This window comes from Streptomyces sp. NBC_01283 (assembly GCF_041435335.1).
Lineage (GTDB): Bacteria > Actinomycetota > Actinomycetes > Streptomycetales > Streptomycetaceae > Streptomyces.
The window spans coordinates 5,058,206-5,084,106 of record NZ_CP108430.1 but is presented as its reverse complement, the minus strand read 5'-3'; the positions used below and the strand labels follow the sequence as shown (position 1 = coordinate 5,084,106).

At 71.1% G+C, this 25,901-nt stretch carries 25 protein-coding genes, 1 pseudogene and 1 riboswitch; of the genes and pseudogenes, 13 read left to right on the top strand and 13 right to left on the bottom strand.

All coding sequences use genetic code 11. The features are described from left to right. Positions 1-237 precede the first annotated feature (237 nt). From OG302_RS23325 to thrC, 3 genes are all read right to left on the bottom strand, one after another. Positions 238-441 carry a cold-shock protein gene (locus OG302_RS23325; RefSeq protein ID WP_005315736.1) on the bottom strand — a complete coding sequence of 68 codons (204 nt, stop codon included), beginning with the start codon at positions 439-441 and terminating at the stop codon, positions 238-240. A 424-nt stretch (positions 442-865) separates the two neighbouring features. Beyond that, positions 866-1,141: a MoaD/ThiS family protein gene (locus tag OG302_RS23320; RefSeq protein ID WP_190083788.1), complete on the bottom strand. Its 276-nt coding sequence runs from the start codon at positions 1,139-1,141 to the stop codon at positions 866-868. Positions 1,142-1,242: 101 nt separating this feature from the next. Continuing rightward, positions 1,243-2,550 (bottom strand): threonine synthase, encoded by a 1,308-nt coding sequence (gene thrC / locus OG302_RS23315; protein WP_371528540.1) that lies wholly within the window; start codon positions 2,548-2,550, stop codon positions 1,243-1,245. 17 nt (positions 2,551-2,567) lie between these two features. Beyond that, positions 2,568-2,702, bottom strand: a riboswitch (SAM riboswitch). Between the two features lie 167 nt (positions 2,703-2,869). On the opposite strand from thrC, the gene OG302_RS23310 reads away from it, so the two are divergent. The 3 genes from OG302_RS23310 to OG302_RS23300 all read left to right on the top strand — a co-directional run bounded on the left by OG302_RS23310 (position 2,870) and on the right by OG302_RS23300 (position 5,673). Beyond that, positions 2,870-3,814: a glucosyl-3-phosphoglycerate synthase gene (locus OG302_RS23310; protein ID WP_371528539.1), complete on the top strand. Its 945-nt coding sequence runs from the start codon at positions 2,870-2,872 to the stop codon at positions 3,812-3,814. Between the two features lie 107 nt (positions 3,815-3,921). Next, positions 3,922-4,215 carry a hypothetical protein gene (locus OG302_RS23305; protein ID WP_371528538.1) on the top strand — a complete coding sequence of 98 codons (294 nt, stop codon included), beginning with the start codon at positions 3,922-3,924 and terminating at the stop codon, positions 4,213-4,215. Between the two features lie 45 nt (positions 4,216-4,260). Further along, on the top strand, positions 4,261-5,673 hold the full coding sequence (locus OG302_RS23300; protein ID WP_371528537.1) for a trehalose-6-phosphate synthase: 1,413 nt from the start codon (positions 4,261-4,263) through the stop codon (positions 5,671-5,673). A gap of 193 nt (positions 5,674-5,866) precedes the next feature. Here OG302_RS23300 and otsB read toward each other — a convergent pair whose 3' ends face one another. From otsB to OG302_RS23285, 3 genes are read right to left on the bottom strand one after another with little or no spacing between them, the layout of a single operon-like run. Continuing rightward, entirely contained in the window at positions 5,867-6,718 is an 852-nt protein-coding gene (otsB, locus tag OG302_RS23295) for a trehalose-phosphatase (protein WP_371528536.1), read from the bottom strand. Positions 6,719-6,734: 16 nt separating this feature from the next. After that, complete coding sequence (locus OG302_RS23290; RefSeq protein ID WP_371528535.1) at positions 6,735-7,031, bottom strand: DUF3263 domain-containing protein; 297 nt, start codon at positions 7,029-7,031, stop codon at positions 6,735-6,737. Positions 7,032-7,041: 10 nt separating this feature from the next. Then, positions 7,042-8,259, bottom strand: a complete 1,218-nt coding sequence (locus OG302_RS23285; RefSeq protein WP_371750204.1) for an ABC transporter substrate-binding protein — start codon at positions 8,257-8,259, stop codon at positions 7,042-7,044. A gap of 180 nt (positions 8,260-8,439) precedes the next feature. Between OG302_RS23285 and OG302_RS23280 the strand changes: the two genes are divergently transcribed. From OG302_RS23280 to OG302_RS23260, 5 genes are all read left to right on the top strand, one after another. After that, on the top strand, positions 8,440-9,333 hold the full coding sequence (locus tag OG302_RS23280; protein WP_371528534.1) for an SIS domain-containing protein: 894 nt from the start codon (positions 8,440-8,442) through the stop codon (positions 9,331-9,333). 481 nt (positions 9,334-9,814) lie between these two features. Continuing rightward, on the top strand, positions 9,815-10,795 hold the full coding sequence (locus OG302_RS23275) for an ROK family protein (RefSeq protein WP_371528533.1): 981 nt from the start codon (positions 9,815-9,817) through the stop codon (positions 10,793-10,795). Then, complete coding sequence (nagA, locus tag OG302_RS23270; protein WP_371528532.1) at positions 10,795-11,937, top strand: N-acetylglucosamine-6-phosphate deacetylase; 1,143 nt, start codon at positions 10,795-10,797, stop codon at positions 11,935-11,937. The genes OG302_RS23275 and nagA overlap by 1 nt, the downstream gene beginning before the upstream one ends. A 156-nt stretch (positions 11,938-12,093) precedes the next feature. After that, a complete protein-coding gene (locus tag OG302_RS23265) occupies positions 12,094-13,026 on the top strand; it encodes a 1-phosphofructokinase family hexose kinase (RefSeq protein WP_371528531.1) in 933 nt (310 codons plus the stop codon). 67 nt (positions 13,027-13,093) lie between these two features. Further along, entirely contained in the window at positions 13,094-13,954 is an 861-nt protein-coding gene (locus OG302_RS23260) for a ketose-bisphosphate aldolase (protein WP_371528530.1), read from the top strand. Between the two features lie 21 nt (positions 13,955-13,975). Here OG302_RS23260 and OG302_RS23255 read toward each other — a convergent pair whose 3' ends face one another. Both OG302_RS23255 and cdgB read right to left on the bottom strand, forming a co-directional pair. After that, positions 13,976-14,956, bottom strand: a complete 981-nt coding sequence (locus tag OG302_RS23255) for a carbohydrate-binding protein (protein ID WP_371528529.1) — start codon at positions 14,954-14,956, stop codon at positions 13,976-13,978. Positions 14,957-15,031: 75 nt separating this feature from the next. Next, entirely contained in the window at positions 15,032-16,705 is a 1,674-nt protein-coding gene (cdgB, locus tag OG302_RS23250; RefSeq protein WP_371528528.1) for a diguanylate cyclase CdgB, read from the bottom strand. Positions 16,706-17,152: 447 nt separating this feature from the next. On the opposite strand from cdgB, the gene OG302_RS23245 reads away from it, so the two are divergent. Then, a complete protein-coding gene (locus tag OG302_RS23245; protein ID WP_371750203.1) occupies positions 17,153-17,644 on the top strand; it encodes a flavin reductase family protein in 492 nt (163 codons plus the stop codon). Positions 17,645-17,735: 91 nt separating this feature from the next. Here OG302_RS23245 and arfB read toward each other — a convergent pair whose 3' ends face one another. Further along, positions 17,736-18,173 carry an alternative ribosome rescue aminoacyl-tRNA hydrolase ArfB gene (arfB, locus tag OG302_RS23240; protein WP_371528527.1) on the bottom strand — a complete coding sequence of 146 codons (438 nt, stop codon included), beginning with the start codon at positions 18,171-18,173 and terminating at the stop codon, positions 17,736-17,738. 190 nt (positions 18,174-18,363) lie between these two features. Here arfB and OG302_RS23235 point away from each other — a divergent pair, with 190 nt between their 5' ends. From OG302_RS23235 to OG302_RS23220, 4 genes and pseudogenes are all read left to right on the top strand, one after another. Continuing rightward, positions 18,364-18,939, top strand: a complete 576-nt coding sequence (locus tag OG302_RS23235) for a TerD family protein (protein ID WP_361832040.1) — start codon at positions 18,364-18,366, stop codon at positions 18,937-18,939. 155 nt (positions 18,940-19,094) lie between these two features. Further along, on the top strand, positions 19,095-20,345 hold the full coding sequence (locus OG302_RS23230) for a Tm-1-like ATP-binding domain-containing protein (protein WP_371528526.1): 1,251 nt from the start codon (positions 19,095-19,097) through the stop codon (positions 20,343-20,345). A gap of 31 nt (positions 20,346-20,376) precedes the next feature. Beyond that, entirely contained in the window at positions 20,377-21,216 is an 840-nt protein-coding gene (locus tag OG302_RS23225; protein WP_371528525.1) for a phosphoenolpyruvate hydrolase family protein, read from the top strand. A 20-nt stretch (positions 21,217-21,236) separates the two neighbouring features. Continuing rightward, positions 21,237-21,746, top strand: a pseudogene (locus OG302_RS23220) (N-acetyltransferase family protein); the annotation flags it as partial. A gap of 29 nt (positions 21,747-21,775) precedes the next feature. Here OG302_RS23220 and OG302_RS23215 read toward each other — a convergent pair. The 4 genes from OG302_RS23215 to OG302_RS23200 form a co-directional block, all read right to left on the bottom strand. Then, a complete protein-coding gene (locus OG302_RS23215) occupies positions 21,776-23,188 on the bottom strand; it encodes a M1 family metallopeptidase (protein WP_371750202.1) in 1,413 nt (470 codons plus the stop codon). Positions 23,189-23,276: 88 nt separating this feature from the next. Beyond that, positions 23,277-24,473, bottom strand: coding sequence for a hypothetical protein (locus OG302_RS23210; RefSeq protein WP_371528524.1), 1,197 nt, complete (start codon positions 24,471-24,473; stop codon positions 23,277-23,279). Further along, the gene (locus OG302_RS23205) at positions 24,470-25,072 is read right to left on the bottom strand and encodes an ankyrin repeat domain-containing protein (RefSeq protein WP_371528523.1); all 603 of its coding nucleotides are present in this window, start codon (positions 25,070-25,072) and stop codon (positions 24,470-24,472) included. The genes OG302_RS23210 and OG302_RS23205 overlap by 4 nt, the downstream gene beginning before the upstream one ends. Positions 25,073-25,217: 145 nt before the next feature. After that, positions 25,218-25,775: a heme-binding protein gene (locus OG302_RS23200; protein ID WP_371528522.1), complete on the bottom strand. Its 558-nt coding sequence runs from the start codon at positions 25,773-25,775 to the stop codon at positions 25,218-25,220. Between the last annotated feature and the right edge of the window lie 126 nt (positions 25,776-25,901).

The following is a 25,901-nucleotide window of genomic DNA, read 5'->3' as shown; positions in this document are numbered from 1 at the left end:
GCCTGCAAGCCTTGTGGTTCCTTGCCCCACCCGGCCTGCGGGCCTCACCGACCCGATCCAAGTTCTGTCACTCTCACTCGGAGAGTGCTAAGCCCAATGATTAGCACTCGACCCCTACGAGTGCAAGCGCCTCTCGCGGATCCCAGACGTACGAGGGGCGCACGCACGGGGGGCCCGTACCCCTGTCGGGTACGGGCCCCTCATGACTCTCTAAGTCACTGGCCGATCGCGCCGAGATCAGACGGCGAGCTTGACCATGTCCGCCTGCGGACCCTTCTGGCCCTGCGAGATCTCGAACTCCACTCGCTGACCTTCTTCAAGGGTGCGGTAGCCGTCCATCTGAATCGCGCTGTAGTGGACGAAAACATCCGCACCACCGTCGACCGCGATGAAGCCGTACCCCTTCTCCGCGTTGAACCACTTGACGGTGCCCTGAGCCATGCCTAACTCCCCTATTACTGGCCCTTGCACGGACCCGCACTTCGCGGACCCGGGTCAGACCTCACCCCCCCAATGGGTTGTGGAGGCGTGCGCCGGAACGCGTCGACCGCGGCTGAATGTATCTGTCCAACTGCCCTCTGCAACAGGTCAATCGGACGAGAATTCTGGGCACGCCTGATCGGTAATATGCGAATAATTCGCCGGAGTTCAGGGCAAGTCGGGCCAGGCAAATGCCACGAGAGGGGCAAATGGGCGGGGCACTTTGGCTACTTCTTGTCGCCCTCGGGGCGACTTCGTATATGCGCTCGGCACAAACAGGGAAGCTCGCTTCCCAACTGTACCGCGCTCAACCACATGGAATTGCCCCCTCCGCTTCTCTCGCGGAGGGGGCAATGGAGATTACGCAGGGTATTTCTTTAAAGGATCAACCACCGGCGACGGCGGGAATGATGGAGACCCCGGCGCCGTCCGGCGTCGCCGTCTCCAGGCCCTGCTCGAAGCGGACGTCGTCGTCGTTCACGTAGACGTTCACGAAGCGCCGCAGCTTGCCCTGGTCGTCCAGGACACGGGCCGCGATACCGGCGTGGTTCTTCTCCAGATCGGCGATGACCTCGGAGAGATTCGCACCCTCCGCGGCGACCTCGGACTGACCGCCGGTGTAGGTGCGAAGGATGGTGGGGATGCGAACCTTGACACTCATGATTTCACCTCGGGTGTGTGGGGCCCCTTCAGGGGCGCGGGGAACTGCGCGAGGACGGACCACGACCGCCCGTCGAGGACGGCGGTCAGGCCCTACGGCGGCTAGTCGGCGAGCCCGGCGGCGCGGAACGCGTCCAGGCTGGGCCGAATCGTGGCAGTCGCCTGAGACGTCTCGGCAACAGCGTCAAGAGTCTTGAGCCCGTCACCGGTGTTCAACACAACCGTGGTCAAGGTCGGGTCGATGAGGCCCGCGTCGATCAGCTTCTTGGTGACACCGACCGTCACCCCGCCCGCGGTCTCCGCGAAGATGCCCTCGGTCCGAGCGAGCAGCTTGATCGCGTCGACGACCTGCTCGTCGTTCACGTCCTCCACCGCACCGCCCGTGCGACGCGCGATGTCCAGGACGTACGGCCCGTCGGCGGGGTTGCCGATGGCCAGCGACTTGGCGATGGTGTCCGGCTTCTGGGGGCGCACGACGTCGTGACCGGCCTTGAAGGCGGTCGACACCGGCGAACAGCCCTCGGCCTGAGCACCGAAGATCTTGTACGGCTTGTCCTCGACGAGCCCCAGCTCGATGAGCTCCTTGAGACCCTTGTCGATCTTCGTGAGCTGCGAGCCGGAGGCGATCGGGATGACCAGCTGGTCGGGCAGCCGCCAGCCGAGCTGCTCGCAGATCTCGTACGCGAGGGTCTTGGAGCCCTCGCCGTAGTACGGCCGGAGGTTCACGTTCACGAAGCCCCAGCCCTCGCCCAGCGGGTCGCCGATGAGCTCGGAGCAGAAGCGGTTCACGTCGTCGTAGTTGCCCTCGATGCCGACGAGCTCGCCGCCGTATACCGCGGCCATGACGACCTTGCCCTGCTCCAGGTCGTGCGGGATGAACACACAGGAGCGGAAGCCGGCGCGGGCGGCGGCGGCGCCGACGGCGCCCGCGAGGTTGCCGGTGGAGGAGCAGGAGAGGGTGGTGAAGCCGAAGGCGCGCGCCGCCTCGATGGCCTGCGCGACGACGCGGTCCTTGAAGGAGTGCGTCGGGTTGCCGGAGTCGTCCTTGACGAACAACTTGCCCTGCTCGACGCCGAGTTCACGCGCGAGGTTGTCGGCCTTGACCAGCTTGGTCCAGCCGGGGTTGATGTTCGGCTTCTCGGCGACGTTCGCCGGGACGGGCAGCAGGGGCGCGTAGCGCCAGATGTTGTCGGGGCCGGACTCGATCTGCTTCCGGAGTGCCTCGGGGTCACCGGTCGGCAGGTCGTACGCGACTTCGAGCGGGCCGAAACAGGCCTCGCAGGCGAAGATCGGGCCCAGCGCGTAGAGCTCGCCGCACTCGCGGCAAGAGAGGCCGGACGCGGGGCCGAGGTCCACGGAACCCGTGGTGGAGGGGGTGGTGTCGTTCGTTGCGACAGTCTGCGCAGCCATGGAGGCGAGGCCCTTTCTCCTCATCTTCCTCGCGACGCATTTCGCCGCGAGACGGAATTGGCACCTTCCCCACCGAGACCTCGCGTGCGCGGTCGGCGGGATGGTTGCCGGGGCTTCAACGGGCCGTATCCCTCTGCCCCTCTGGATGAGCGGTATGGCGCCGGGCTTCAGGGGCCCGGGGCATTTGTTACGCGATGACCCCCGACATGCGATGGTCATCCGCGTTGTTCAAGACTGTAACCGACGGCCTGGACCCTTGAGATAGTCGTCCGAACCGCGAGATGGATCACATGCAGGCCACACACAGGAGGAGCCACCCGTGCTGGAAGAGGCCGAGCGCTGGCTGACCAGGCGTTCCTGGTCCGTTGCCGACCGTCCGCTCAGCGCGCTGCTCGACGCCAAGCGGGCGTCGGGAGCCTCGGTGAGCGTCGTCCTGCCCGCGCTCGACGAGGAGGGGACGGTCGGTGAGATCGTCGCCGAGATCCGCCGCGAGCTGGTCGAGCGGACTCCCCTCGTCGACGAGCTCGTGGTGATCGACTCCGGCTCGCGGGACCGCACGGCCGAGGTCGCGCGGCAGGCGGGTGCGCGGGTCGTGCACCGGGACGAGATCCTGCCGCGCATCCCGGCGGTGCCCGGCAAGGGTGAGGTCCTGTGGCGCTCGCTCCTGGTGACCGGCGGTGACATCGTCGCGTTCGTCGACGCGGACCTGCGGGAGTTCTCGGCGGACTTCGTCACCGGCATCGTGGGCCCGCTCCTGACCGAGCCCGACGTGCACTTCGTGAAGGCGATGTACGACCGCCCCCTGGGCGAGAAGGCAGGTCAGGGCGGCCGGGTCACGGAGCTGATGGCGCGCCCGCTGCTCAACATGCACTGGCCGCAGCTCGCGGGGTTCGTCCAGCCGCTGGGCGGCGAGTACGCGGCGCGCAGGTCCCTCCTGGAGCGGCTGCCGTTCCCCGTCGGTTACGGAGTGGAGCTGGGCCTGCTCGTCGACGCGCTGCACACGGTGGGCCTGGACGCGCTCGCGCAGGTCGACGTCGGTGTGCGCAAGCACCGGCACCAGGACGGGCAGGCGCTGGGGCGGATGGCGGCGGCGATCTACCGGACGGCACAGCTGCGGCTCGCGCGCGGCCATCTCGTACGCCCCGAGCTCACCCAGTTCGAACGGGGCGAGCGCGGGTTCGAGCCGCGGACCCATTCGGTGGACACGGAGGAGCGCCCGCCGATGTCCGGCATCGCGGAGTACACGGCCCGCCGCGTGGCGTAACCACCCAGAACCGGGCATTTTGTCTACATTCCCCACTTATGTGGCTCAGACAAGTTATGTGGCTCAGACAAGTAATGGGAAGCGCGCGACGCGTCGGTGCCGTGGCCATGACGACGGCCGCCCTCACGGCAGGAGCACTCGGAGCGGCCACCGCGCCCGCCGCCGCGGAATCGCCGTACGACGACATCAGGGCCACCGGCACCATGGTCATGGAGGCGCCGGCACAGCCCGTTCCGGGGCATCAGCGGGCCGGGACCGTGAGCCGCGAGGGCACGCCGGGGGAACTGGCCGACACGGGCGGCGAGTCGGACACCATGCTGTACGCGGGCCTGGCGATCTCCCTGTTCACCCTGGGCGTTCTGGCGGTGGCGGCGGCGCGGAGCAGACGCGACCAGCGATGAGCGCCCGTACGTTTGAGCCCATCCCGGAAGGGCTAGGTTCGCCACATGGTCTCCGAGCACGCCTCCGCCCAGATCCTCGTCGCGTCCAACCGCGGCCCCGTCACGTACACCCTGGAGGAGAACGGGGAGCTGACGGCCAAGCGGGGCGGCGGCGGACTCGTCTCCGGGCTCAGCGCGATCGGCGAGTCCGACGGGGAGTCCGCGCTGTGGGTCTGCGCGGCGCTGGGCGACGGTGACCGCGAGGCGGTGCGGCGCGGGGTCGGCGAGCCCGGGGTGCGGATGCTCGACATCGACGCGGGTTCGCACGAGGGCGTGCACGCCGACGCATACAACGGGATCGCGAACTCGGTGCTGTGGTTCGTCCACCACATGCTCTACCAGACGCCGCTGGAACCGGCCTTCGGCGCGGAGTTCCGGGCACAGTGGGCGGCGTACGAGACCTACAACCGGGCCTTCGCCGAGGCGCTCGCGGAGAGTGCCGGTGCGGACGCGGCGGTCCTCGTCCAGGACTACCACCTGGCCCTGGTGCCGGGCATGCTGCGGGAGCTCCGCCCCGACCTGCGCATCGGCCACTTCTCGCACACGCCGTGGGCGCCGGTGGACTACTTCCGGATGCTGCCGGACGACATCGCGGAGCAGCTGCTGCGGGGCATCCTCGGCGCCGACCGGGCCGCGTTCCTGACGGGCCGGTGGGCGGACGCGTTCACGGAGTGCTGCGTCGCCGTCCTCGGCGGTACGTCCGGCACGCGGATCGGAGTGCACGGGCTCGGGGCCGACGCGGACTTCCTGCGGGAGCGGTCGCGGCGGGACGACGTGGAGGAGCGGCTGGTCGCGCTGCGGGAGCAGATCGGGGGTTCCGGCAACCGGAAGGTGATCGTCCGGGTGGACCGGACGGAACTGTCGAAGAACATCGTCCGGGGACTGCTGGCTTACCGGCAGCTGCTGGAGGATCGCCCCGAGTGGCACGAGCGGGTGGTGCACGTCGCCTTCGCGTACCCCTCCCGGCAGGATCTCGCGGTGTACCGCGACTACACGGCGGAGGTGCAGCGGGTCGCCGACGAAATCAACTCCCGCTTCGGTGTGGCCGGCTGGACGCCGGTGGTGTTGCACGTGAAGGACGACTTCGCGCGCTCGCTCGCGGCATATCGCCTGGCAGACGTGGCCCTGGTGAACCCCATCCGGGACGGCATGAACCTGGTCGCCAAGGAGGTGCCGGTCGTCTCCGACGAGGGGTGCGTACTGGTTCTCTCGCGAGAGGCGGGGGCGTACGAGGAGCTGGGCGACGACGCGCTCGTCGTGAACCCGTACGACGTGACGGGCACTGCTTCGGCGCTGCACGCGGCGCTGTCGATGCCGACGGAGGAGCGAGCGGAACGAACAAAGCGGCTCGCGGCGGCGGCGACGGCTCTGCCCCCGGCCCAGTGGTTCCTGGACCAGCTGCGGGCGCTGAGGGCCTGATCGTTCGAGTGGCGGACCTCCCAGCCCCGCGACCTCACCGGCGTCAACGCCGACCCGCGGACCCGGGCGCCCCCGGTGACGTACGGCTGAAGCCCGGCTCACCGGCCCGCGGGCAGGGGACCGCCGTGGACGACGGGACCACCCGCGACTACTTCGGGAACCCCCTCCCCGACCCGCCCAGCCTCGGTGCCGATCAGGGCAGTTGAGCGGCGAGGGAGCCCAGGAGCCCCACCACGCCCCGCGGGCCGTCCACCACCAGGTCGGCCCGCTCGGCGAGCTCCGCCACCTCCGCGCTGCCGCTGCACACGAGCAGGCCCCGCACCTGGTCCGAGCGGAGCTTCTCGACGGCCGCGAAGGCGGGCAGGTCACCCAGGTCGTCGCCCGCGTACAGGACGGTCTCGGCGCCCACTTCGCGTACGTAGTCGGCCAGGGCCACGCCCTTGTCCATGCCGGGGGGCCTCAACTCCAGGACCAGACGGCCCGGTTCGACGATCAGGCCGTGCCGGGACGCCAGCTCGGCGAGCGGCTCGCGCAGCGCCTCGAAGGCGGCCTGCGGATCGGCCGCGCGCCGCGTGTGCACCGCGACCGCGCGGCCCTTCTCCTCTATCCACGTGCCGCGCCAGGCGCCCATCCCGTCCAGGAAGCCCGGCAGTTCGGCGCGCACGGACGCCACCCCGGGGTGCGGCTCGGCCGCGTGCACGGTGGAGGAGACGGCGTCCCAGCGCTCGGCGCCGTAATGCCCGAGCACGACGAGGTGTTCGAGGCCGGGGACGCCCGCGAGGCCGCCGTAGCGCACCGCCACGCCCGCCGGGCGGCCCGTGACGACGGCGACGGACCGCACCTTCGGCGCGAGCGCGGCGAGGGCCGGGACGGCGCCGGGGTGGGCGCGGGCCTGCTCGGGGTCGGCCACGATCGGGGCGAGCGTGCCGTCGAAGTCGAGCGCGATCACGGCTTTCCCGGGCCCCGCGAGGAGCGCGGCCAGACCTTCGCGTCCGGCGGGGGTCACGGGCTCGGGCAGCTCGGGAAAGTACACAGGGTCACCCATGGGACCGACCCTACGCTCAACGCTCCCCGCGCCGGGACTCCCTGACCCGCCGAAGGCGGTTCACGGTGACCGGATCGTGCGCGAGGGCGCGGGGATCGTCGAGCAGGGCGTTCAGGAGCTGGTAGTAGCGGACCGGGACCAGGCCGAGCTGCTCGCGCACGGCCCGCTCCTTGGCGCCGGGACCGGCCACCCAGTCCCGGCGCTCCAGGGCGAGGATCGCGCGGTCGCGCTCGGAGAGGCCGGTGTCGGGGAACACGTCGTCCGGGGCGTCGGCCCGAGCGTTGTCAGTGGCATCGTCCTGGGCATCGGTCATGCCGGCCACGCTATTCCGAGTTCTCCTCGGTGACCGCCTTGGCCTGGATCTGGCTGAGGATCGACGCCGGATTGCCGTTCGTGTCCACGGCCTTGCCGATGTACTTCTTGACCTGGACGGAGACCTGCGCCCAGGACGTCTTGCCGACCGGGTACAGCTGCGAGGTGGGCAGCTCGTCCAGGAACTCGGCGAGCGCCTTGTCGTTCTTGTTGCCCGTCATCTGCTCGGCGGCGGAGTTCGTCACCGGCAGCAGGTCGTACTCGCGCGAGAAGTCCAGGACGTTCTTCGTGCTGTAGGCGAAGTCGAGGAACTTACCGATCTCCTCGCGGTTGCCGCGCTGCTTGAACGCCATCATCCAGTCGGCGACGCCCATCGTGGCCTGCGTGTGGCCGTTCACCCCGGGCATCGGCACCATGCCGTACTTCACGCCCTTCTTCGCGGCCATCTGCATCAGCGTGGGGTGGCCGTTGAGCATGCCCACGTCGCCGCGCGTGAAGGCGGCGAAGGCCTCGGCGCGGTCGAGCTTGGCGGGCGGCGTGGCGCCCGTCAGGCCCTTGCCGACGAGCTCGTCCTTCAGCCAGGTGAAGGTCTTCACGTTCTGCGCGGAGTCGATGTCGTACGTGCCGACGTTGTCGGTGTAGCCGCCGCCACCGCTGAGCAGCCACTGCATCGTCTCGGCCTGCGCCTCTTCCGTGCCGAGCGGCAGGGCGTAGGGGATCTTCACGCCGCGCGCCTTGAGCGCCTTGGCGTCGGCCGCGAGGTCGCTCCAGCTCTGCGGCGGGGTGAGGCCGGCGTCCTTGAAGATCTTCTGGTTGTAGAAGAGCAGGCGCGTGGAGGAGGCGAACGGCATGCCGTACTGGACGCGCTTGACCTCGCCCGCCTCGGAGAGCGGGGCCATGAAGTCGGCCTGGGTGGAGATGGAGACGAGGTCCTCGGTGCGGTACAGCTTGTCGGCCGCGGCGTAGTCGGCGTACGCGCCGATCTGGGCCATGTCGGGGGCGTCGCCCGCCTTGACCATTTCCTTGACCTTGCGGTCCACGTCGGTCCACGAGTAGACGCTGACGTCGACCTTGATGCCGGGGTTCGCGGCCTCGAACTTCTTGGCGAGCTTGTCCCAGTACTTCTGGGAGCTGTTGGCCTTGGAGTCTCCGTAGTCGGCGGCCACCAGCTTGAGGGTGACGTCGCCGGAGTCGCCCGGACCGCCGCAGCCGGCGAGTACCGCCGCCATGCCCAGTGCGGCTATCGCCGCGGTCAGTCCTGTCGCGCGCCGCTGCACAGCTGTTCCCACCCTCGATGATCTACGTGAACTGCGATTTTCCCTCGCGTATGGACACGAGGTCTACACCACCTCAGTATCGCTTGTGCAACGGCGTACCAATGACGTCCCACCGGCAAGGAGCCTTGACGCATGTCGCTCACCGCAGCAGAGATCGCAACCCAGCCCGCCTGCTGGCACCGGGCGGCCGAGGCCGCCGCCACCTTCGACGGACTGCCGAAGCCGGGCGAGCGGGTGGCCGTCACCGGGTGCGGGACGTCATGGTTCATGGCCATCGCGTACGCGGCGCTGCGGGAGGCGGCGGGGCAGGGCGAGACGGACGCGTTCGCGTCGTCGGAGTTTCCTGCGGGCCGCCGGTACGACCGGGTGGTCGCCATCACCCGCTCCGGCACGACGACGGAGGTCCTCGAACTCCTCGGCGAGCTGAAGGGCGTCGTCCCGACCACGGCCCTGACCGCCGACCCGAAGACTCCGGTGATGGACGCGGCCGACTCGGTGGCGGTCCTGGACTGGGCGGACGAGAAGTCGGTCGTCCAGACCCGCTTCGCCACGACCGCGCTCGCCTTCCTGCGGGCGGGGCTCGGTGACATCCCCGGCGTGAAGCCGGTCGCCGAGGCGGCGGCCGACGCGGAGCTCGCGGTGACGGAGCCGCTGCCGGCCACGGTGGTGGCCGCGGAGCAGTGGACGTTCCTGGGCCGGGGCTGGACGTACGGCCTTGCTCTCGAAGCCGCGCTGAAGATGCGGGAGGCGGCGGGCGCCTGGACGGAGTCGTACCCGGCGATGGAGTACCGCCACGGGCCCATCTCCATCACCGGCCCCGGCCGGGTGGCTTGGATGTTCGGCGTACTTCCCGAGGGTCTTGCCGGTGATGTCGCCCGGGTGGGCGGCGAACTGGTCGCCCACGAGGACACGGACCCCCTCGCGGACCTGATCCGCGCCCAGCGCCTCGCGGTGGCCCTGGCGGAATCCCGCGGCTACGACCCGGACCGCCCCCGAAACCTGACGCGAAGCGTCATCCTGAGCTGACCGGCTGCGCGGGGCGGGGCCACTGGACGCCGCGTACTGGTCCGGCACTCAACGCCACGCCCTGGCCCACCGCTGCGCGGCAGGTCGTCCCGTTCGTCCACCGGAGCACCCCGGGGTAATCGGGTGGGTGGGCGGGAAACATCCGCCGCGAAGCGGTGGGCCTGTGAGGACGTAGCGGACGGTCGCTCAGCGGCGCGCCATGAGCCACCGCTTCGCGGCAGGTCGTCCCGTTCGTTCACCGGAGCACCCCGGGGTAATCGGGTGGGTGGGCGGGAAACATCCGCCGCGAAGCGGTGGGCCTGTGAGGTTGGAGCCGGTCGAGACCGGTGCGGAGCACGTGGGCACCGCCAGGGGCGGGCGACCCCGCGCCCCGCCCCGGCGCGACACAAGGGGCACCCCACCCCGAAAGGGGACCTTTGGCCGGGGGCAAACACCCGGAGTGGACTAGACCTCTCGCGGGGGACGCGCGAGACTGTCCCCCGTGAGACATGTCATCGCCCTCGATGTGGGCGGCACCGGAATGAAGGCCGCCCTGGTCGGAGCGGACGGCACGCTCCTGCACGAGGCGCGGCGGCCCACCGGCCGGGAGCGCGGACCCGACGCCGTGGTCGAGTCGATCCTCGACTTCGCCGCCGACCTCCGTGCCCACGGCATCAGGGAGCTCGGAGAACCCGCCGCAGCGGCGGGCGTCGCGATCCCCGGGATCGTCGACACCGCGCGCGGCACAGCGGTCTACGCCTCGAACCTCGGCTGGCGCGACGTCCCCATGCGCGACCTCCTGAGCCGCAGGCTGCAAGGCGTACCCGTGGCCCTGGGCCACGACGTCCGCACCGGCGGCCTCGCCGAGGGCAGGATCGGCGCGGGCAAGGGCGCCGACCGCTTCCTCTTCGTACCCCTGGGCACGGGCATCGCGGGAGCCATCGGCATCGGCGGCGGCATCGAGCCCGGCGCCCACGGCTCGGCGGGCGAGATCGGGCACATCATCGTGCGCCCCGGCGGCCCGCCCTGCGGCTGCGGCCAGCGCGGCTGCCTGGAGCGGCTCGCCTCCGCGTCCGCGGTGAGCGAGGCCTGGGCGGCGGCAAGCGGCGACCCGGAGGCGGACGCCGCGGACTGCGCCAAGGCCGTGGAGTCGGGAGACCCGCGGGCCCAGCAGGTCTGGCAGAACGCCGTCGACGCGCTCGCGGACGGCCTCATCACGGCCCTCACCCTCCTGGACCCGCACACTCTGATCATCGGTGGCGGTCTCGCCGAGGCCGGGGAAACCTTGTTCACACCCCTGCGGGCGGCCATGACGGAACGCATCGTCACGTTCCAGACCCAGCCCCTCATCGTCCCGGCGGCCCTCGGGGACACCGCGGGCTGCCTGGGCGCGGGCCTGCTCGCCTGGGATCTCCTCGACGGACCCGACGGACCCGCCACCGCCCCCACCGATCCCACCAATCCCCCGGAGGTAACCGCCTGATGGCCACTAGCAAAATCCTCGCCGGTGCCCAGGTGGTCCTGCCCACCGGGACCGTTTCCGACGGCCGAGTGATCGTCGACGGCACCCGCATTGCCGGGAGCCCTCCCGGCGACGCCGAGACCATCGACCTCGCCCCGGACCACTGGGTGGTCCCCGGCTTCGTAGACATCCACAATCACGGCGGCGGCGGCGCGTCCTTCACCTCCGGCACCGTCGAGGACGTACTCAAGGGCGTCCACACGCACCGCCTGCACGGCACGACCACCGTCATCGCCTCCACCGTCACCGGCGAGATGGACTTCCTCGCCCAGCGGGCCGGGGTGCTCTCGGAGCTGGCCGAGCAGGGCGACATCGCGGGCATCCACTTCGAGGGGCCCTTCATCTCGCCGTGCCGCAAGGGCGCGCACAGCGAGGCGCTGCTGCGCGACCCCGACCCCGCCGACGTCCGCAAGCTGATGGACGCGGCCCGCGGCCAGGCGAAGATGTTCACGCTCGCCACCGAGATGCCGGGCGGCATCGACTCCGTACGGCTCCTCGCCGAGCACGGCGTGATCGCGGCCATCGGCCACACGGACGCGACGTACGAGCAGACGCAGGAGGCGATCGACGCGGGCGCCACCGTCGCGACGCACCTCTACAACGCGATGCCCGGCCTCGGGCACCGCGAGCCCGGACCGATCGCCGCCCTTCTGGAGGACGAGCGGATCACGGTCGAGCTGATCAACGACGGGACGCATCTGCACCCCGCCGCGTTCGAGCTGGCCTTCCACCACGCGGGCGCCGCCCGCACCGCGCTCATCACGGACGCGATGGACGCGGCGGGCTTCGGCGACGGCCGGTACATGCTCGGCCCGCTGGAGGTCGAGGTGAAGGACAGCGTCGCGCGCCTCGTCGAGGGCGGCTCGATCGCGGGCTCGACCCTCACCCTGGACCGCGCGTTCAAGCGCTCGGTGACCGTCGACGGGCTGCCGGTCGGCGACGTCGTGCGCGCCATCTCCGCCAACCCGGCCAGGCTGCTCGGGATGTACGACCGGGTCGGTTCGCTGGAGCCCGGCAAGGATGCCGACCTGGTGGTCCTGGACGCGGAGTTCGCCCTGGTGGGCGTCATGCGCAAGGGTGAATGGGTGATTGCGCCCAATTAGGCGTAACTCGGGCGATTTCACCACCCGTTGAAAAGGCAACAAAGTGAAGGCGGTTGGCCCGGACCTCTGGGCCAACCGCCTTCTCTTTGGCATGATCAGCCCCGAAAGAGACCGACAACAAGCGCGTTCTCCAGAGAGCTCGGGGGTGGGTGCCACGTGATCCTCACGGTGACGCTGAACGCCGCCCTGGACATCACCTACCGGGTCCCCGCCCTCGTCCCGCACGCCTCGCACCGCGTCACCGAGGTCATCGAACGGCCCGGCGGCAAGGGCCTGAACGTCGCCCGCGTCCTCGCGGCCCTCGGCCACGACGTGACGGTGACGGGCTTCGCGGGCGGCGACACGGGCCGCGTCCTGCGTGAACGCCTCGCGCCCGAGCCCCGCGTCACGGACGCGCTCGTGCCCGTCGAGGGCGCCACCCGCCGCACGCTCGCCGTCGTCGACGCGGCGACCGGCGACACCACACAGCTGAACGAACCGGGCCCGACGGTCTCGCCCGCCGAATGGGCCGCGTTCCAGGAGTCGTACGAGGAGTTGCTGCGCGAGGGCGCCGCGGCGGTCGCCCTGTGCGGAAGCCTGCCGCCGGGCGTCCCGGTCGGCGCGTACGCGACGCTCGTCCGCGCCGCGCGCGCCGCCAAGGTCCCCGTCCTCCTGGACACCAGCGGGGAGGCGCTGCGCCGCGGCGTCGCCGCCCGCCCCGACATCGTCAAGCCGAACGCCGACGAACTGGCCGAGCTGACCGGCTCCCACGAGCCCGCCCAGGCGGCCCGTGATGCCCGCCGCAGGGGCGCGCACGCGGTGGTGGCGTCCCTGGGCGCCGAGGGCCTGCGTGCCGTCACTCCTGAGGGCACCTGGCAGGCGGCGCCGCCCACCCGCGTGCGCGGCAACCCGACGGGCGCCGGTGACTCGGCGGTGGCGGGCCTGCTCTCCGCCCTGGTGGAGGAACTCCCGTGGCCCCAGCGGCTCGCACGGGCCGTGGCGTTGTCCGCGGCGACCGTGGCGGCCCCGGTGGCGGGCGAGTTCGTGCCCTCGACGTACGAAGACCTGCTCGCGCGGGTCGCGGTGACCGGGGAGGCCACCGCGGCGTGAGACCACGCGTCACCGCGCGGGCGACGCACAACGGGCCGTGCCGGCCCAGGAATTGGGGACATTCATCGTGCCACTCGTATCGACCGGCGACCTGGTATCCGACGCGCGCGCGGCGGGGCGCGGCGTCGCCGCGTTCAACGTGATCACGCTGGAGCACGCGGAGGCGATCGCCGCGGGCGCGGAGCAGGCGGGCTCCCCCGCGATCCTCCAGATCTCCGAGAACGCCGTGAAGTTCCACGGCGGCAACCTGTCCGCGATCGCGGCGGCGGCAGCAGCGGTGGCCCGCACCTCGTCGGCCCCGCTCTCCCTGCACCTGGACCACGTCATGGACCCCGAACTCCTGCGGGCCGCGCACCCCGAGGGCTTCAGCTCGGTGATGTTCGACGCGTCGAAGATGACGTACGACGAGAACGTCAAGGCGACCGCGGACGCGGTGCGCTGGGGCCACGAGCGGGGCATCTGGATCGAGGCCGAGCTGGGCAAGGTGGGCGGCAAGGAGGGCGAGGCCCCACTGGACGCGCACGCGCCGGGCGTACGGACGGATCCCGCGGAGGCGGCGGCCTACGTGGCCGACACGGGCGTCGACGCGCTCGCCGTGGCGGTCGGCTCCTCCCACGCGATGACGTCCCGCACGGCATCCCTGGACCACGAGTTGATAGCGGCCCTGAAGACAGCCGTCCCCGTGCCGCTGGTCCTGCACGGCTCAAGTGGCGTACCGGACGCGGAGATCCGGGCAGCGGTGGCATCCGGCATGGTCAAGATCAACGTGGGCACGGCCCTCAACACGGCGTTCACGGGAGCGGTCCGTGAATACCTCGCCGCCCACGAGACGGGCGTCGACCCCCGGAAATACCTCGCCCCGGCTCGCGAGGCGATGGCCGGGACGGTGGCGGGGTTCCTGGGGCTGTTGAAGCAGCCCCAGGAGTAGCCCCGGGAGAGCGTGGAGGGGTCAGCCGTTGCTGCCCTCCACGAGCCACATCTTGTCGATGTTCGCCCCGGTCGTCCCGCACAGGTCGCTCTGGGCGCAGGTGAGAGTGATCGAGTTGGTGCCCTTGGTGAGCTGGACCACCGACCAGGTGTCGGTCCAGCCCTTCTCCCAGTCCCCTTCGTCCGCGTGGGCGAAGTTCTTCATGTTCAGGGGACGGGTCTGCTTCTTGCCGTTCACGAGGATGGTGGCGTTCGAGTCCTTGCCGGGGACGCCGTAGTTCACGTGGAGGCTGTACGAGCCGCCCTTGGGAATGCCGTTGACGGTCCACGTCACCTGGGCCCCGACCTTGTCGAACCCGGAGACGTAGACACCGCCATCGGCCTTCGCGCCGTCTATGTCCGAAGCCGTGGTCGTGCCGCCCTCCAGCTTGAGCGCCTTCGCGTCCGTCTTCGGGAGCTCGGCCGGCTTCTCGGGCTTCTTCGTCGGCTTCTCGCTCGGCTTGACCGTCTCGCCCTGGGTGGCGCCGGAGCCCGCTTCCTTCTTCTCGCCGTCGTCACCGTCGCCGGACAGCATCGCGGCCGTGATCCCGATGGCGACCACCGCGACGACCGCGATCGCGGCGATCAGGAGGCCCTTGGTGTTGGGGCCGCCGCTGCGACCGCCGGAGCCCCTGGACGCCGGGGTGTACTGCGGGGCGGGGGCTCCGCCGGGCTGGGTCTCCGGGGCGGCGTAGTGCGCGTTCGGCTGGCCATAGGCCTGCTGCTGCGGGGGCACCTGCTGGCCGTACGTGGGCGCGCCCTGCGTGCCGTAGGTGTTGGGCCGGCGGTCGCCGACCGCACGCACGTGGTTGTACGAGGAGCGTGGACCCGGGTACCCGTAGCCGCCCCCGCCGCTGGGCGGGGTGGCGCCGGCCGCCTGTCCGTCTTCGTAGAGATAGCCGAACGGATCGTCGTCGCCCTCCGGCGGGTTCGGCGTGTGTTCGCCGTTATTGCCGGGCGTCATTCCCTGGTCACTCCCTCATGTCGCTGACCGGGGGAGCCTACCCGCTCCGGGTAGGCCCAAGGGGTGGCGTTCGCCTCATCCGGCCCGCCTGTGCTGCTTGGCACGGGACCGTTTCTCCACGTACATCCGCTGGTCAGCGGAGTGCAAGACCTCGTCTGCCGACATCCCGCAGTGCGCCCAGCCGATACCGAAACTGGCACCTACCCGGACCGCCCGGCCGTCCACCCGGATCGGCGGGATGATCGCGTTGCGCAGCCGGACCGCGAGGTCCTGCGCGTCGGCGCGGCAGAGCCCGTCGGCGAGGACGACGAATTCGTCGCCGCCGAGCCGCGCGACGGTGTCCCCGTCGCGGACGCCGCTGGTCAGCCGCCTCGCCACCTCGATGAGAACCGCGTCACCCGTGTGGTGCCCGAAGCGGTCGTTGATCGACTTGAAGCCGTCGAGGTCGCAGAAGAGCACGGCCAGGCCCTTGGTGCCGTCGTCCGTGTCCCCGTGCCCCTCGGGGGGCGCGACCGTGTGCACGTGGTGGTCGAAGCCGTCGGCGCCCTGCTGGAGGGCGTGCGCGTTGTTCGAGCCGTAGTCGAAGCTGTGCTGGCCGTCCGCGTCGTACACGCCGTCGTACGCCGCGTCCAGCGAGTCCACCGCGCTCGGCTGGCCCGCGTGCGGCCTGCGACAGAGCCGGGCGCTGAGGCGGGAGCGCAGCTCCGCGGAGTTCGGCAGGCCGGTGAGGGAGTCGTGCGACGCGCGGTGGGCGAGCTGGAGCTCGCGGCGCTTGCGCTCCTCTATGTCCTCGACGTGGGTGAGGAGGAAGCGCGGCCCGTCGGCGGCGTCGGCGACGACGGAGTTGCGCAGGGACACCCAGACGTACGTCCCGTCACGCCGCGCCAGGCGCAGCTCGGCCCGGCCGCCCTCGGCGGAGGTCCGCAGGAGCGTGCCGATGTCCTCGGGGTGGACCAGGTCGGAGAACGAGTAGCGGCGCATCGCGGAGGCGGGGCGCCCAAGGAGGCGGCACAGCGCGTCGTTCGTGCGCAGGATGCGGCCGTGCTGGTCACCGCCCATCTCGGCGATGGCCATGCCGGAGGGCGCGTACTCGAAGGCCTGGCGGAAGGATTCCTCGCTGGCCCGCAGCGCCTGCTGCTCGCGCTCCAGGCGGACCAGGGCGCGCTGCATGTTGGCGCGGAGGCGGGCGTTGCTGATCGCGATGGCGGCCTGGAAGGCGTACATCTGCAGGGCCTCGCGGCCCCAGGCGCCGGGCCTTCGGCCGTTGCGCGGGCGGTCCACGGAGATCACACCGAGCAGTTCGCCGCCGGCCGCGCCCGTCGCGTACATCGGGGCGAAGAGGCGGTCCGCCGGGTGCCACTCGTCCTCGAAGCGGGGCTCGGGGCCGTCGGTGTACCACTGCGGGACGTCGTCCTCGTCCAGGACCCAGCCCTCGGTGTACGAGATGAACCTCAGGGCGCCCCAGGGCTCGCCCATGGCGAGCCGCTTCTCCCAGGCCTCGCGGGAGCCGACCCGGCCGGTGATGAGGGCCTCGGCGGCGGTGTTGCCCGCGAAGGCGGCGACGACGAGATCGCCGTCCGGGCGCACGAGATTGACGCACGCCAGTTCATAGCCAAGGCCGTTGACCACGCCGTCGGCGACGGTCTGCAGCGTGTCCGCCAGGCTCCGGGCCGTGTTGAGATCCGCCACCACCTGATGCAGCTGCCGCAGGGTCGCAAGACGGACGTACGGCTCCGACTCGGTCTCCATTGCTCGCTCTCCCCGAGACCTCGACAGCAACTCCAGGATTCGCAGCGCCCTTGTGTTCCCTCAGTACCTGAGTTCTCTCAGTGTCTGATTGCCACCGTCACTGAATCACAGCGAGCAGCTCACCCGGTACACAGGGTCAACAAAATATGGGTCCTGTGACTCAAGTCACAGATGGGAAGCCTTCGTTGGTCCAGTCCACTTGCCCGGCACGGGCCCAGCGAGGGCACCGCCGGCCGCATCGGCCATCGGTCCTAGGCCCGGTCTCGGCCCAGGGCCCGATGTGGCGGCCCGAGTGGCGAGGTTAGCGTCACCCCTGTGGTTCCCGTACAGAAGACATCTCCCGGCAGCGCTTTCGCGACTCCCGCCGCCCCGCGCTCCCCCTCCCCCGGCGCCCCGCCCCTCGACGGGCATCCTGTGGGGGTGAGCAACGAAGAGTTCCGCACCGCCATGTCCCGGCTCGCCGCGGGCGTGGTCCTGGTGACCGCCTGCGAGCCGTCGCTGGACGCGGACGATCCGCAGGCGCCGGTCGGCGAGGACGTCGGCATGACCGCGACGGCCTTCCTTTCCGTGTCCCTCGACCCGCCTCTTGTGCTGGTCAGCCTGCGCGAGGGCTCCCGGATGGACGATTTGCTCGCCGAACAGCCGCTGTGGGGCGTCTCGGTGCTCTCCGAGAGCCAGCGTCACATCGCGGGCCGGTTCGCGATGAAGGGCAGGATCAGCGACCGGCTGCTCTTCGAGGACATTCCCTACACCCGGGGAGAGACGTCCGGGGCTCCGCTGATCGGCGGCGCGCTCTCGACGCTGGAGTGCCGGACCGAACAGACGGTGACAGCGGGTGATCACACCCTCGTCATCGGGCGAGTACTTTCGGCTGCCCTGCCGAGCGCCGACGGGGGCCCGCTGATGTATTTCAAGGGGAAGTACCGACAGCTCGGCTGATGGTTTCACGTTGAACGACATTTGCTGCCGCACGTTTGCCCGCCGGCCGATACGGCAGCCGGGGCTCGGCCCCCGGGCGTGACAGCGGGGCTCAGCCCCAGCCCTCTCCCGCGCGGCCACGCTTGGTCTGGCTGCGCTGCTTCTTCTCGCGCAGCCGCCGCTCGTTGATTCCCCGGGGGATCTTCGTGGCGCGGCGGGGGCGCGGCGGCGGTGCGGTGGCCTCGGCGAGCAGCGCGGCGAGGCGGGTGGCCGCCATCTCGCGGTTGCGCCACTGGGAACGGTGCTCGGAGGCCCGCACGCTGACGACGCCGCCGACGAGGCGGTTCGCGAGCCGCTCCAGGGCGCGCTCCTTCCACACCGGAGGCAGCGCCTCGGTGTTGGCCAGGTCGAACCTCAGCTCCACCTGCGAATCGCTGGTGTTGACGTGCTGACCGCCCGGCCCGGAGGACCTCGAGAAGCGCCACATGAGCTCGGCCTCGGGCAGGGAGACGGAGCCGCGGATGACATAGGGACCGGACATGGGTCCCATGGTCCCGCGTCTGTCCGGTCCACGTCACCCGCATTTACGGCGCGAGGGGCGGGAGGGGCGGGAGAGGTGAGTAAAGAAAGTAAAAGGAGCTGGAACCTCTGGGACCCCGGTCGACGTTCATAGAGGTGACGGTAGCTTCGTCCACAGTACGAAGCCCGTTCGTACGCAACGAGGGAAGGGACTCCCAACAATGGCAGTAAGCCTGTCCAAGGGTGGCAACGTCTCGCTCACCAAGGAGGCTCCGGGCCTGACCGCCGTCACCGTGGGCCTCGGCTGGGACGTCCGCACCACCACTGGCACCGACTTCGACCTGGACGCCTCGGCCATCGCGGTGAACCCGCAGGGCAAGGTCTTCTCGGACGGCCACTTCGTCTTCTTCAACAACAAGGCGACGCCGGACCAGACCATCGTGCACACCGGTGACAACGTCACGGGCCAGGGCGAGGGCGACGACGAGCAGATCAACGTCAACCTGGCCGGCCTCCCGGCCGACATCGACAAGATCGTCTTCCCGGTCTCGATCTACGACGCCGAGAACCGCTCGCAGAACTTCGGCCAGGTGCGGAACGCCTTCATCCGCATCATCAACCAGGCCGGTGGCACCGAGATCGCCCGCTATGACCTGAGCGAGGACGCCGCCACCGAGACCGCCATGGTCTTCGGCGAGCTGTACCGCAGCGGCGCGGAGTGGAAGTTCCGCGCGGTCGGCCAGGGCTACGCCTCGGGCCTCGTCGGCATCGCGCAGGACTTCGGCGTCAACGTCTGAGGTTCCTAGGCCAGTTGGCAGGCCGGTTCACGAGGGCCCCCGGCGGAATCTCCGCCGGGGGCCTCGTCGTGTCCGGCCCCACGGGTCGTTGCTTCCGCGCGGCGGCGGCAGCAGGATCGGCGGCACCACCCACCACTTGAGGGAGTGTGAGGGCCATGGCGACCGTGGTGCTGGTCGGGACGCTCGACACGAAGGGCACGGAGTACGCCTGGCTGCGCGAGCGGCTCAGGGAGTACGGCAGCGACACCCTGCTCATCGACACCGGCATACTGCCCCCGCCCGATACGGCGCCCACCCCCGACGTGCCGGCCGACGCCGTGGCCCGCGCGGCCGGGCACGACCTGGCGAAGCTGCGCGGTACGGGCGAGCGGGGCGCGGCCGTGGCGGCGATGGCGGACGGCGTGACCGAGGTGGTGCTGGACCTGCACCGGCAGGGGAAAGTGCACGCGGTGCTCGCCGCCGGGGGCAGCGGCGGCTCGTCGATCGCCGCGCAGGCGATGCGCGCGCTGCCGATCGGGGTGCCGAAGCTGCTCGTGAGCACGATGGCGGGCGGCGACGTGGCGCCGTACGTGGGCAGCAGCGACATCACCCTGATGTACAGCGTCGTGGACATCTCCGGCATCAACGCGGTCTCCCGGCAGGTCCTCGGGAACGCGGCGGCGGCAGCCGCGGGCATGGCACGCCGCTTCGAGCGCAACCACGACGAACTGGCGGGCCGTGGCCGCAAGGTGATCGCCGCGACCATGTTCGGCGTGACGACACCCGCGATCGACGCGGCCCGCGCCCGCCTCGACGCCCTCGGCTACGAGGTGCTGGTCTTCCACGCCACGGGCGCGGGCGGCCGTGCGGTGGAGAAGCTGGCGTCCGACGGCCTCCTGGACGGCGTACTGGACCTGACGACCACCGAACTGGCCGACGAGCTGGTCGGCGGTGTCCTCTCGGCGGGCCCCGAGCGTCTCACCGCGGCGGGCCGCGCGGGCATCCCGCAGGTGGTCGCCCCCGGCGCCCTCGACATGGTCAACTTCGGCCCGGCGGCGACGGTCCCGCCCCGCTTCGCGGACCGCACGCTCCTCGTCCACAACCCCACGGTCACCCTGATGCGCACGACGGCCGAGGAGATGGCCGCACTCGGCACCACCCTCGGCCACCGTCTCGCCGCCGCGCGCGGCCCCGCCGAGTTCTTCTGGCCGCTGCGCGGGGTGTCGGCGGTGGACGTGGAGGGCGGCCCGTTCGAGGACGGGGCGGCGGACGCGGCCTGCCTGGACGCGCTGCGGACGACGGTGCGGGGCAGCGGCGTACGACTGCATGAACTGGACGCGCACATCAACGACGCGTCGTTCGCGGAGGCGATGGCGGACCGCCTGGACGAACTGATCCGCGCACGCACGCTGAAGCAGACGCCCTGACACCCCGACTCGCTCGCGCAAGGAGCACCCCATGAAGACGCAGATCACCCGCAAGGAAGCACTCGCGCGCCTCAACGCCCAGGTGGCGAGCGGCAATCCGGTCATCGGGGCGGGCGCGGGCACGGGCCTCTCCGCCAAGTGCGCGGAGGAGGGCGGCGTCGACCTCCTGATCATCTACAACTCGGGCCGCTACCGGATGGCGGGCCGCGGCTCCCTCGCCGGACTGCTCCCGTACGGCGACGCGAACGCGATCGTGGTGGACATGGCCAGGGAGGTGCTGCCGGTCGTGCGCGATACCCCGGTCCTCGCCGGGGTGTGCGGCACGGACCCGTTCCGGGACATGGGCCGCTTCCTCGACGAGCTGAAGGGGATGGGCTTCACCGGCGTACAGAACTTCCCGACGGTCGGCCTGTACGACGGCACGTTCCGCACCAACCTCGAAGAGACCGGCATGGGGTACGGCCTGGAGGTCGACATGATCCGCGAGGCCCACGCCCGCGACCTCCTGACGACCCCGTACGTCTTCGACCCCGGCCAGGCGGCCGACATGGCGCGAGCCGGGGCGGACGTCCTGGTCCCCCACGTGGGCCTGACGACGAAGGGCGCGATCGGCGCGGGCACGGCCCTGACCCTGGACCAGGCGGCGACGGCGGTCCAGGAGATGCACGACGCGGCCAAGCGCGTGAACCCCGACATCCTCGTCCTGTGCCACGGCGGGCCCATCGCCGAACCGGAGGACGCGGCGCACGTCCTGTCCCGCACCACGGGCATCGTCGGCTTCTTCGGGGCGTCGTCGATCGAACGCCTCCCCACGGAGCGGGCGATCGTGGACCGGACCCGCGCCTTCAAGTCGTTGAAGAACCCGGGCTGAGCTGCACTAGCCTGCGCCGCATGATCCTCGAACCGCTCACCCCCGCGGAGGACGGCGCGCTCCCCGGCGAGCTGCTCACCGAGCTCACCGCCCTGTACGCGTCGAACCGCACGTTCCACGCGCTCTCCGGGGACTTTCCCGACCCCGACGACATCCGCCCCGAGCAGGTCGCCGCCGCGCTCGCGGACGAGCTGGCCGAGCCGGGGGCGGAGGTGCTCGTCGCCCGGTCCGAGGGGCGGGTCGTCGGGGTCGGCATCACACTGGACCGCCACCCTGACCCGGCCGACCCCGACCCGTGGATCGGCCTGCTCATGGTCGACGCCCGGCAGCAACGCGGCGGCCACGGGCGGGAGTTCGCGACCCGGATCGAGGAGCGTTTCCGGGCGGCGGGACGCGACGGGGTGCGGCTCGCGGTGCTCGAAGGGAACGACGCGGGGCTCGCCTTCTGGAGCGCGCTCGGCTACGAGGTCATCGACCACCGCCGCGACCTCCGGGCGGACCGCCCGTGCGCGGTGCTCCGCAAGCCGCTGCCGCGTGCGTGACGCCCAGGAGTGCGGGACTACGGGCGCTTCGGCTTTCCGTCCCCGTACAGCCACGGCCCCCAGATCGCCCGGACCTTCTTCCTCGCCGCGTCGCTGCCCGCGTGCTTCTCCACGTACCGCGTGAAGTCCTCGGTGTCCGCGTTGCCGTGCCGGTGGGCCTTCGTCCAGCCCTGCACGATGTCGTAGAAGGTGTCATCGCCCACCGCCTGGCGGATCTTGTGGATGACCATGCCGCCCCGCTCGTACACCGGGCTGTCCGAGATGGTCGCGGCGGACGGCGCCTTCGCGGGCGGGAAGGCCCAGACGGCGTCGTTGTCCTCCTTGTCCTCGAAGTAGTCGCCCGCGTAGATCTGGTCGAAGACCTCCTGCACGCTGTCGCCGTCGTGGTCCTCCTCCCAGAGCCACTCGGCGTACGTCGCGAAGCCCTCGTTCAGCCACATGTCCCGCCAGGACTTGGGCGTCACGGAGTTGCCGAACCACTGGTGGGCCAGCTCGTGGACGACGAGTTCGGTGCTGGGGGCGCCCGGGTAAGTCGGGCGGGTCTGGGTCTCCAGGGCGTACCCCGCGTCCTCCTCGCCGCCGACGATCGCGCCGGCCGACGAGAAGGGGTAGGGGCCGAAGTTCAGCTCCTGCCACTCCAGGATCTCGGGGATCCGCTTGAGCGCCTTGGCACTGCCCTTGACCTCCGACGGCTGCACCGCCGTGAGCACCGGGATGCCGGACTTCGTCGTCGACTTCGTCACCTTGAACGGCCCGATCGCGACCGTGGCGAGATAGCTCGCCATCGGCTCCGCGCTGTGCCAGGCGAAGGTGGTGCGGCCGTTCTTGGTCGACTCGCGGGTCAACTCACCGTTCGAGATGGCCTTCAGGCCCTGGGGAACGGTGATCCTTATGTCGTACGAGGCCTTGTCCGAGGGGTGATTGTTCCCGGGGAACCACGCCATCGAGCCGGTCGGCTCGCCCAGCGCGAGGGCGCCCTCCTCCGTCCGCAGCCACCCTTCCTCGGAGTCGTCCGCGTCGGTGATGGTCTCGGGGTTGCCGGAGTAGCGGACGATCGTGCGGAACGTCTCGCCCTTGTCGAGGTCGTCCGCGGGCCGGACCGTCAGCTCCTGCCCGTCGCGGTGGAAGGAGGCGTCCTTCCCCTCGACGGTCACGCCCTTCACCTCCAGGCCCTTGAGGTCGAGGTTGAAGGCGCTGAGGTCCTGGGTCGCGCGCGCCGTGACCTCGGCCGTGGCGGTGAGGTGCCGCGCGTCGGGGTCGTACCCGAGGGTCAGGTCGTAGTGCGCGACGTCGTAACCGCCGTTGCCCAGCTGCGAGAAGTACGGGTCACGCACGCCGTCGGCCCCGGGCGTGCCGTGCACTCCGGAGCCGCTGCAGGCGGTGAGGACGAGGGCGGTGAGGGCGGCGGCCGATGTGCCGCGCAGCGCCATGGATCGTGGGTGCACGCCTGGATCTTATGCGGCATATGTTCGGTGGGGCCATCGCGGCTTCCGGGGCGCCCCGGCCGGGGCCCGGTGTCTACAGGACGGCGATGCCCAACGGGCGCTCCCCGGCCGCGAGTCGGCGGGTGTCGCCGCTCTTCAGGTCGATGACGGTGATCCCGTTCCAGAATCCGTCGCGGGTGAAGCCGCCGGTGACGTAGGCGGTGCCGCCGTCCCCGGAGACCGCGACGTCCTCGTGCGGGCCCTCCAGCGGGAAGACCTTCTCCTTGCCGTCCTTGGTACGCATGGTCAGCGAGGGCCCCTCGTCCTCCGAGGGGTCGATGGGCCCCGTACCGACGGCGAACAGCGTGCCGTCCTCCGTGACCTGCGCCCCGTGCTGATGGGTGTTGGCCGTCATCGGCTCGATGCCGGACTCACCGGTGCGCGGGTCGAGCACGACGAGCTTCTCGCCCTCGAAGGGAAGCAGGAGCTTGCCGTCCGAGGGACGTACGGCGGCGTAGTGCGGCTTCAGCCAGGAGCCGAGGCCGCCTTCGGTGCCGTAAGGGGCGACCTCGATGCGCCGGGGCTTGAGCGAGTCGGCGCGTACGACCGTCACGTCGAAGGAGTCGTGGTCGGTCGCGTAGACCTCGCCGCCGTCCTTCGACACGTCCACGTCGAAGGGGCGCCGGCCCACCGGAACGGTCTCCGTGACCTCGCGCTTCTCGGTGTCGATGACCTCCAGCGTCCCCTTGCCGTCCGGGACGTTGACGCCGACGTAGGCGCGCTCGCCGTCCGGGGAGAGGGCGATGCCCATGCCGCCGCCGCGGTACTCGCCGGTCGTCGCGGGGCCGCTGTCGGTCTCGTACGGGATGCGGTCGACGCGTTCGCGGGTGCGGGTGTCGACGACCGCCACGGCGTCGGCGGTGGCGACCCAGGCACGGCCGTCCTCTCCCACGGCAAGGCCGTAGGGGGCCTTGCCGACCTTCACGGACTCGATGGGCCCGCGCTCGGGGTCGACGAAGGTGACGGTGTCCGCCCCGAAGTCGGCCACCAGGAGGGTGCCTTCGGGGGTGCGGTGATCGGCGGGGAGGGTGGCTGTGGCGGAGGCGGTGGTGGTGCGGGAGGGCTCGGCGCCGGCTTCGGTGGCGTTCCCGGTTCCGTCCCCGGTGCCGCAGCCCGCGAGGAGCGCGGCGGCCAGGAGGGCGGTCCCCGCGGAGAGCGCGACCCGGGAGGTGCGTATCGCCCGGGGTGCGCGTGCCGCGCGTGCCGTCCGTGCCGTCCGTGCCGCGTTCATGCGGCGGCTCGGAGCAGCCCGGTGATCTCGTCGAAGCCGCGGCGCTCCGCGTGTGCGAGAGGGGTGACGCCGTCCCGGTCGGCGAGGCCGGGCGTCGCGCCCGCGGCGAGCAGCAGCTCGACGATCTCCTGGTGCGCGAGACCGCCGTCGCCGAGGATCACGGCCTCCAACAGGGCGGTCCAGCCCAGGTCGTTGACGTGGTCGACGTCGATGTCGGTCACGCGCAGGACTTCCCGTACGTACGCGACGTGTCCGCGCTCCGACGCGGGGATCACGGAGATCCCGCCGAAGCGGTTGCGGAGCTTCAGGTCGGGCCCCGCGGGAAGCAGGACGTGCAGCATGGCGACGCTGCCGGTCACGCCGGTGGCCAGCCAGGGGCTGTCGGCGCGGTGGTCCTGGGCGTCGACGTCGGCGCCCGCGGCCACCAGGATCCGTGCGGCCTCGACGTGGTCGCCGAGTACGGCGAGCAGCAGAGGGGTGCGCAATTCGTTGTCGCGGGCCTCGACGCGTGCTCCCGCGTCGAGGGCGGCTCTCACGTCACCGGCGTTCCCGGACCGTGCGGCGTCGAGCAGCCGCAGGTCCTCGGGGGTCCTCGTCATGTTCGTCCTCCACGTCGTCGTACGGACCGGGAACAGCCTCGGCATCATGAGATCAGGTGACTTCGGCAGATCGGTGACTCAGCGGCCCAGCGATTCGCCGGCTCGCTGATTCACCGGCCCGGCAGCTTCAGCGACTTCAGCGGCTTCAGCGGCCGAGCGCCGCGACGCCCGCCTTCGCGAACTTCTCGTCCAGGTCGCCGCTCGGGGCGCCCGCGACACCGATGCCCGCGATGGGCGCGTCCTTGGCGGTGACCGGCGCGCCGCCCGCGAGGAACAGGGTGCCGGGGATGTCCTTCAGGTTCGGGGCCTGCTCCAGGCGCTTGGTCAGCTCGGAGGTCGGCGCGTTCCAGGAGACGGCGGTGTACGCCTTCTTCACGGCGGACTCGGGGGACTGCGGGCCGGCACCGTCGCCGCGCAGCTCGACGATGGTGTTGCCGTTGCGGTCGACGACGGCGACGGAGACGCGCTGGTTCTCCTTCTTCGCGGCGTCGAGGGTGGCCTGGGCGGCCTTGGTCGCGGCGGCGACGTTCAGGTGCGTCGACTGCGTGAGGTTCTTGTCGGCCGCGTCGGCGGCGACGGCGGCCTTGGGGGCGGCGGCCGGGGACTCGGCACTCGCGGAGACGGCACCGAAGGTACCGGCGCCGAGGACGGCGGCGGTGGCGGCGACGGTCAGGACGCGGGTACGGCGGGAGAGCTTCTGCACGGGGTGCTCCTCGGGTGAAGGTGGGGCTCGGAAGAAGAGGTGATCGGGGGCGATCGGGGAGGTTGTTTTCCCTGCCACCAATCCTCCGGCCGCATACGGCCCGCCCCCCTCGGCGTACCGGCTGGG

Excerpts from the sequence above, each read along its gene's own strand:
- OG302_RS23325 (WP_005315736.1), bottom strand. The coding sequence starts at position 441 with ATGGCTCAGGGCACCGTCAAGTGGTTCAACGCGGAGAAGGGGTACGGC.
- OG302_RS23320 (WP_190083788.1), bottom strand. The coding sequence starts at position 1,141 with ATGAGTGTCAAGGTTCGCATCCCCACCATCCTTCGCACCTACACCGGC.
- thrC (WP_371528540.1), bottom strand. The coding sequence starts at position 2,550 with ATGGCTGCGCAGACTGTCGCAACGAACGACACCACCCCCTCCACCACG.
- OG302_RS23305 (WP_371528538.1), top strand. The coding sequence starts at position 3,922 with ATGACGACGGCCGCCCTCACGGCAGGAGCACTCGGAGCGGCCACCGCG.
- OG302_RS23300 (WP_371528537.1), top strand. The coding sequence starts at position 4,261 with ATGGTCTCCGAGCACGCCTCCGCCCAGATCCTCGTCGCGTCCAACCGC.
- otsB (WP_371528536.1), bottom strand. The coding sequence starts at position 6,718 with ATGGGTGACCCTGTGTACTTTCCCGAGCTGCCCGAGCCCGTGACCCCC.
- OG302_RS23290 (WP_371528535.1), bottom strand. The coding sequence starts at position 7,031 with ATGACCGATGCCCAGGACGATGCCACTGACAACGCTCGGGCCGACGCC.
- OG302_RS23285 (WP_371750204.1), bottom strand. The coding sequence starts at position 8,259 with ATGGCGGCGGTACTCGCCGGCTGCGGCGGTCCGGGCGACTCCGGCGAC.
- OG302_RS23280 (WP_371528534.1), top strand. The coding sequence starts at position 8,440 with ATGTCGCTCACCGCAGCAGAGATCGCAACCCAGCCCGCCTGCTGGCAC.
- nagA (WP_371528532.1), top strand. The coding sequence starts at position 10,795 with ATGGCCACTAGCAAAATCCTCGCCGGTGCCCAGGTGGTCCTGCCCACC.
- OG302_RS23255 (WP_371528529.1), bottom strand. The coding sequence starts at position 14,956 with ATGACGCCCGGCAATAACGGCGAACACACGCCGAACCCGCCGGAGGGC.
- cdgB (WP_371528528.1), bottom strand. The coding sequence starts at position 16,705 with ATGGAGACCGAGTCGGAGCCGTACGTCCGTCTTGCGACCCTGCGGCAG.
- OG302_RS23245 (WP_371750203.1), top strand. The coding sequence starts at position 17,153 with ATGTCCCGGCTCGCCGCGGGCGTGGTCCTGGTGACCGCCTGCGAGCCG.
- arfB (WP_371528527.1), bottom strand. The coding sequence starts at position 18,173 with ATGGGACCCATGTCCGGTCCCTATGTCATCCGCGGCTCCGTCTCCCTG.
- OG302_RS23235 (WP_361832040.1), top strand. The coding sequence starts at position 18,364 with ATGGCAGTAAGCCTGTCCAAGGGTGGCAACGTCTCGCTCACCAAGGAG.
- OG302_RS23230 (WP_371528526.1), top strand. The coding sequence starts at position 19,095 with ATGGCGACCGTGGTGCTGGTCGGGACGCTCGACACGAAGGGCACGGAG.
- OG302_RS23225 (WP_371528525.1), top strand. The coding sequence starts at position 20,377 with ATGAAGACGCAGATCACCCGCAAGGAAGCACTCGCGCGCCTCAACGCC.
- OG302_RS23215 (WP_371750202.1), bottom strand. The coding sequence starts at position 23,188 with ATGGCGCTGCGCGGCACATCGGCCGCCGCCCTCACCGCCCTCGTCCTC.
- OG302_RS23210 (WP_371528524.1), bottom strand. The coding sequence starts at position 24,473 with ATGAACGCGGCACGGACGGCACGGACGGCACGCGCGGCACGCGCACCC.
- OG302_RS23205 (WP_371528523.1), bottom strand. The coding sequence starts at position 25,072 with ATGACGAGGACCCCCGAGGACCTGCGGCTGCTCGACGCCGCACGGTCC.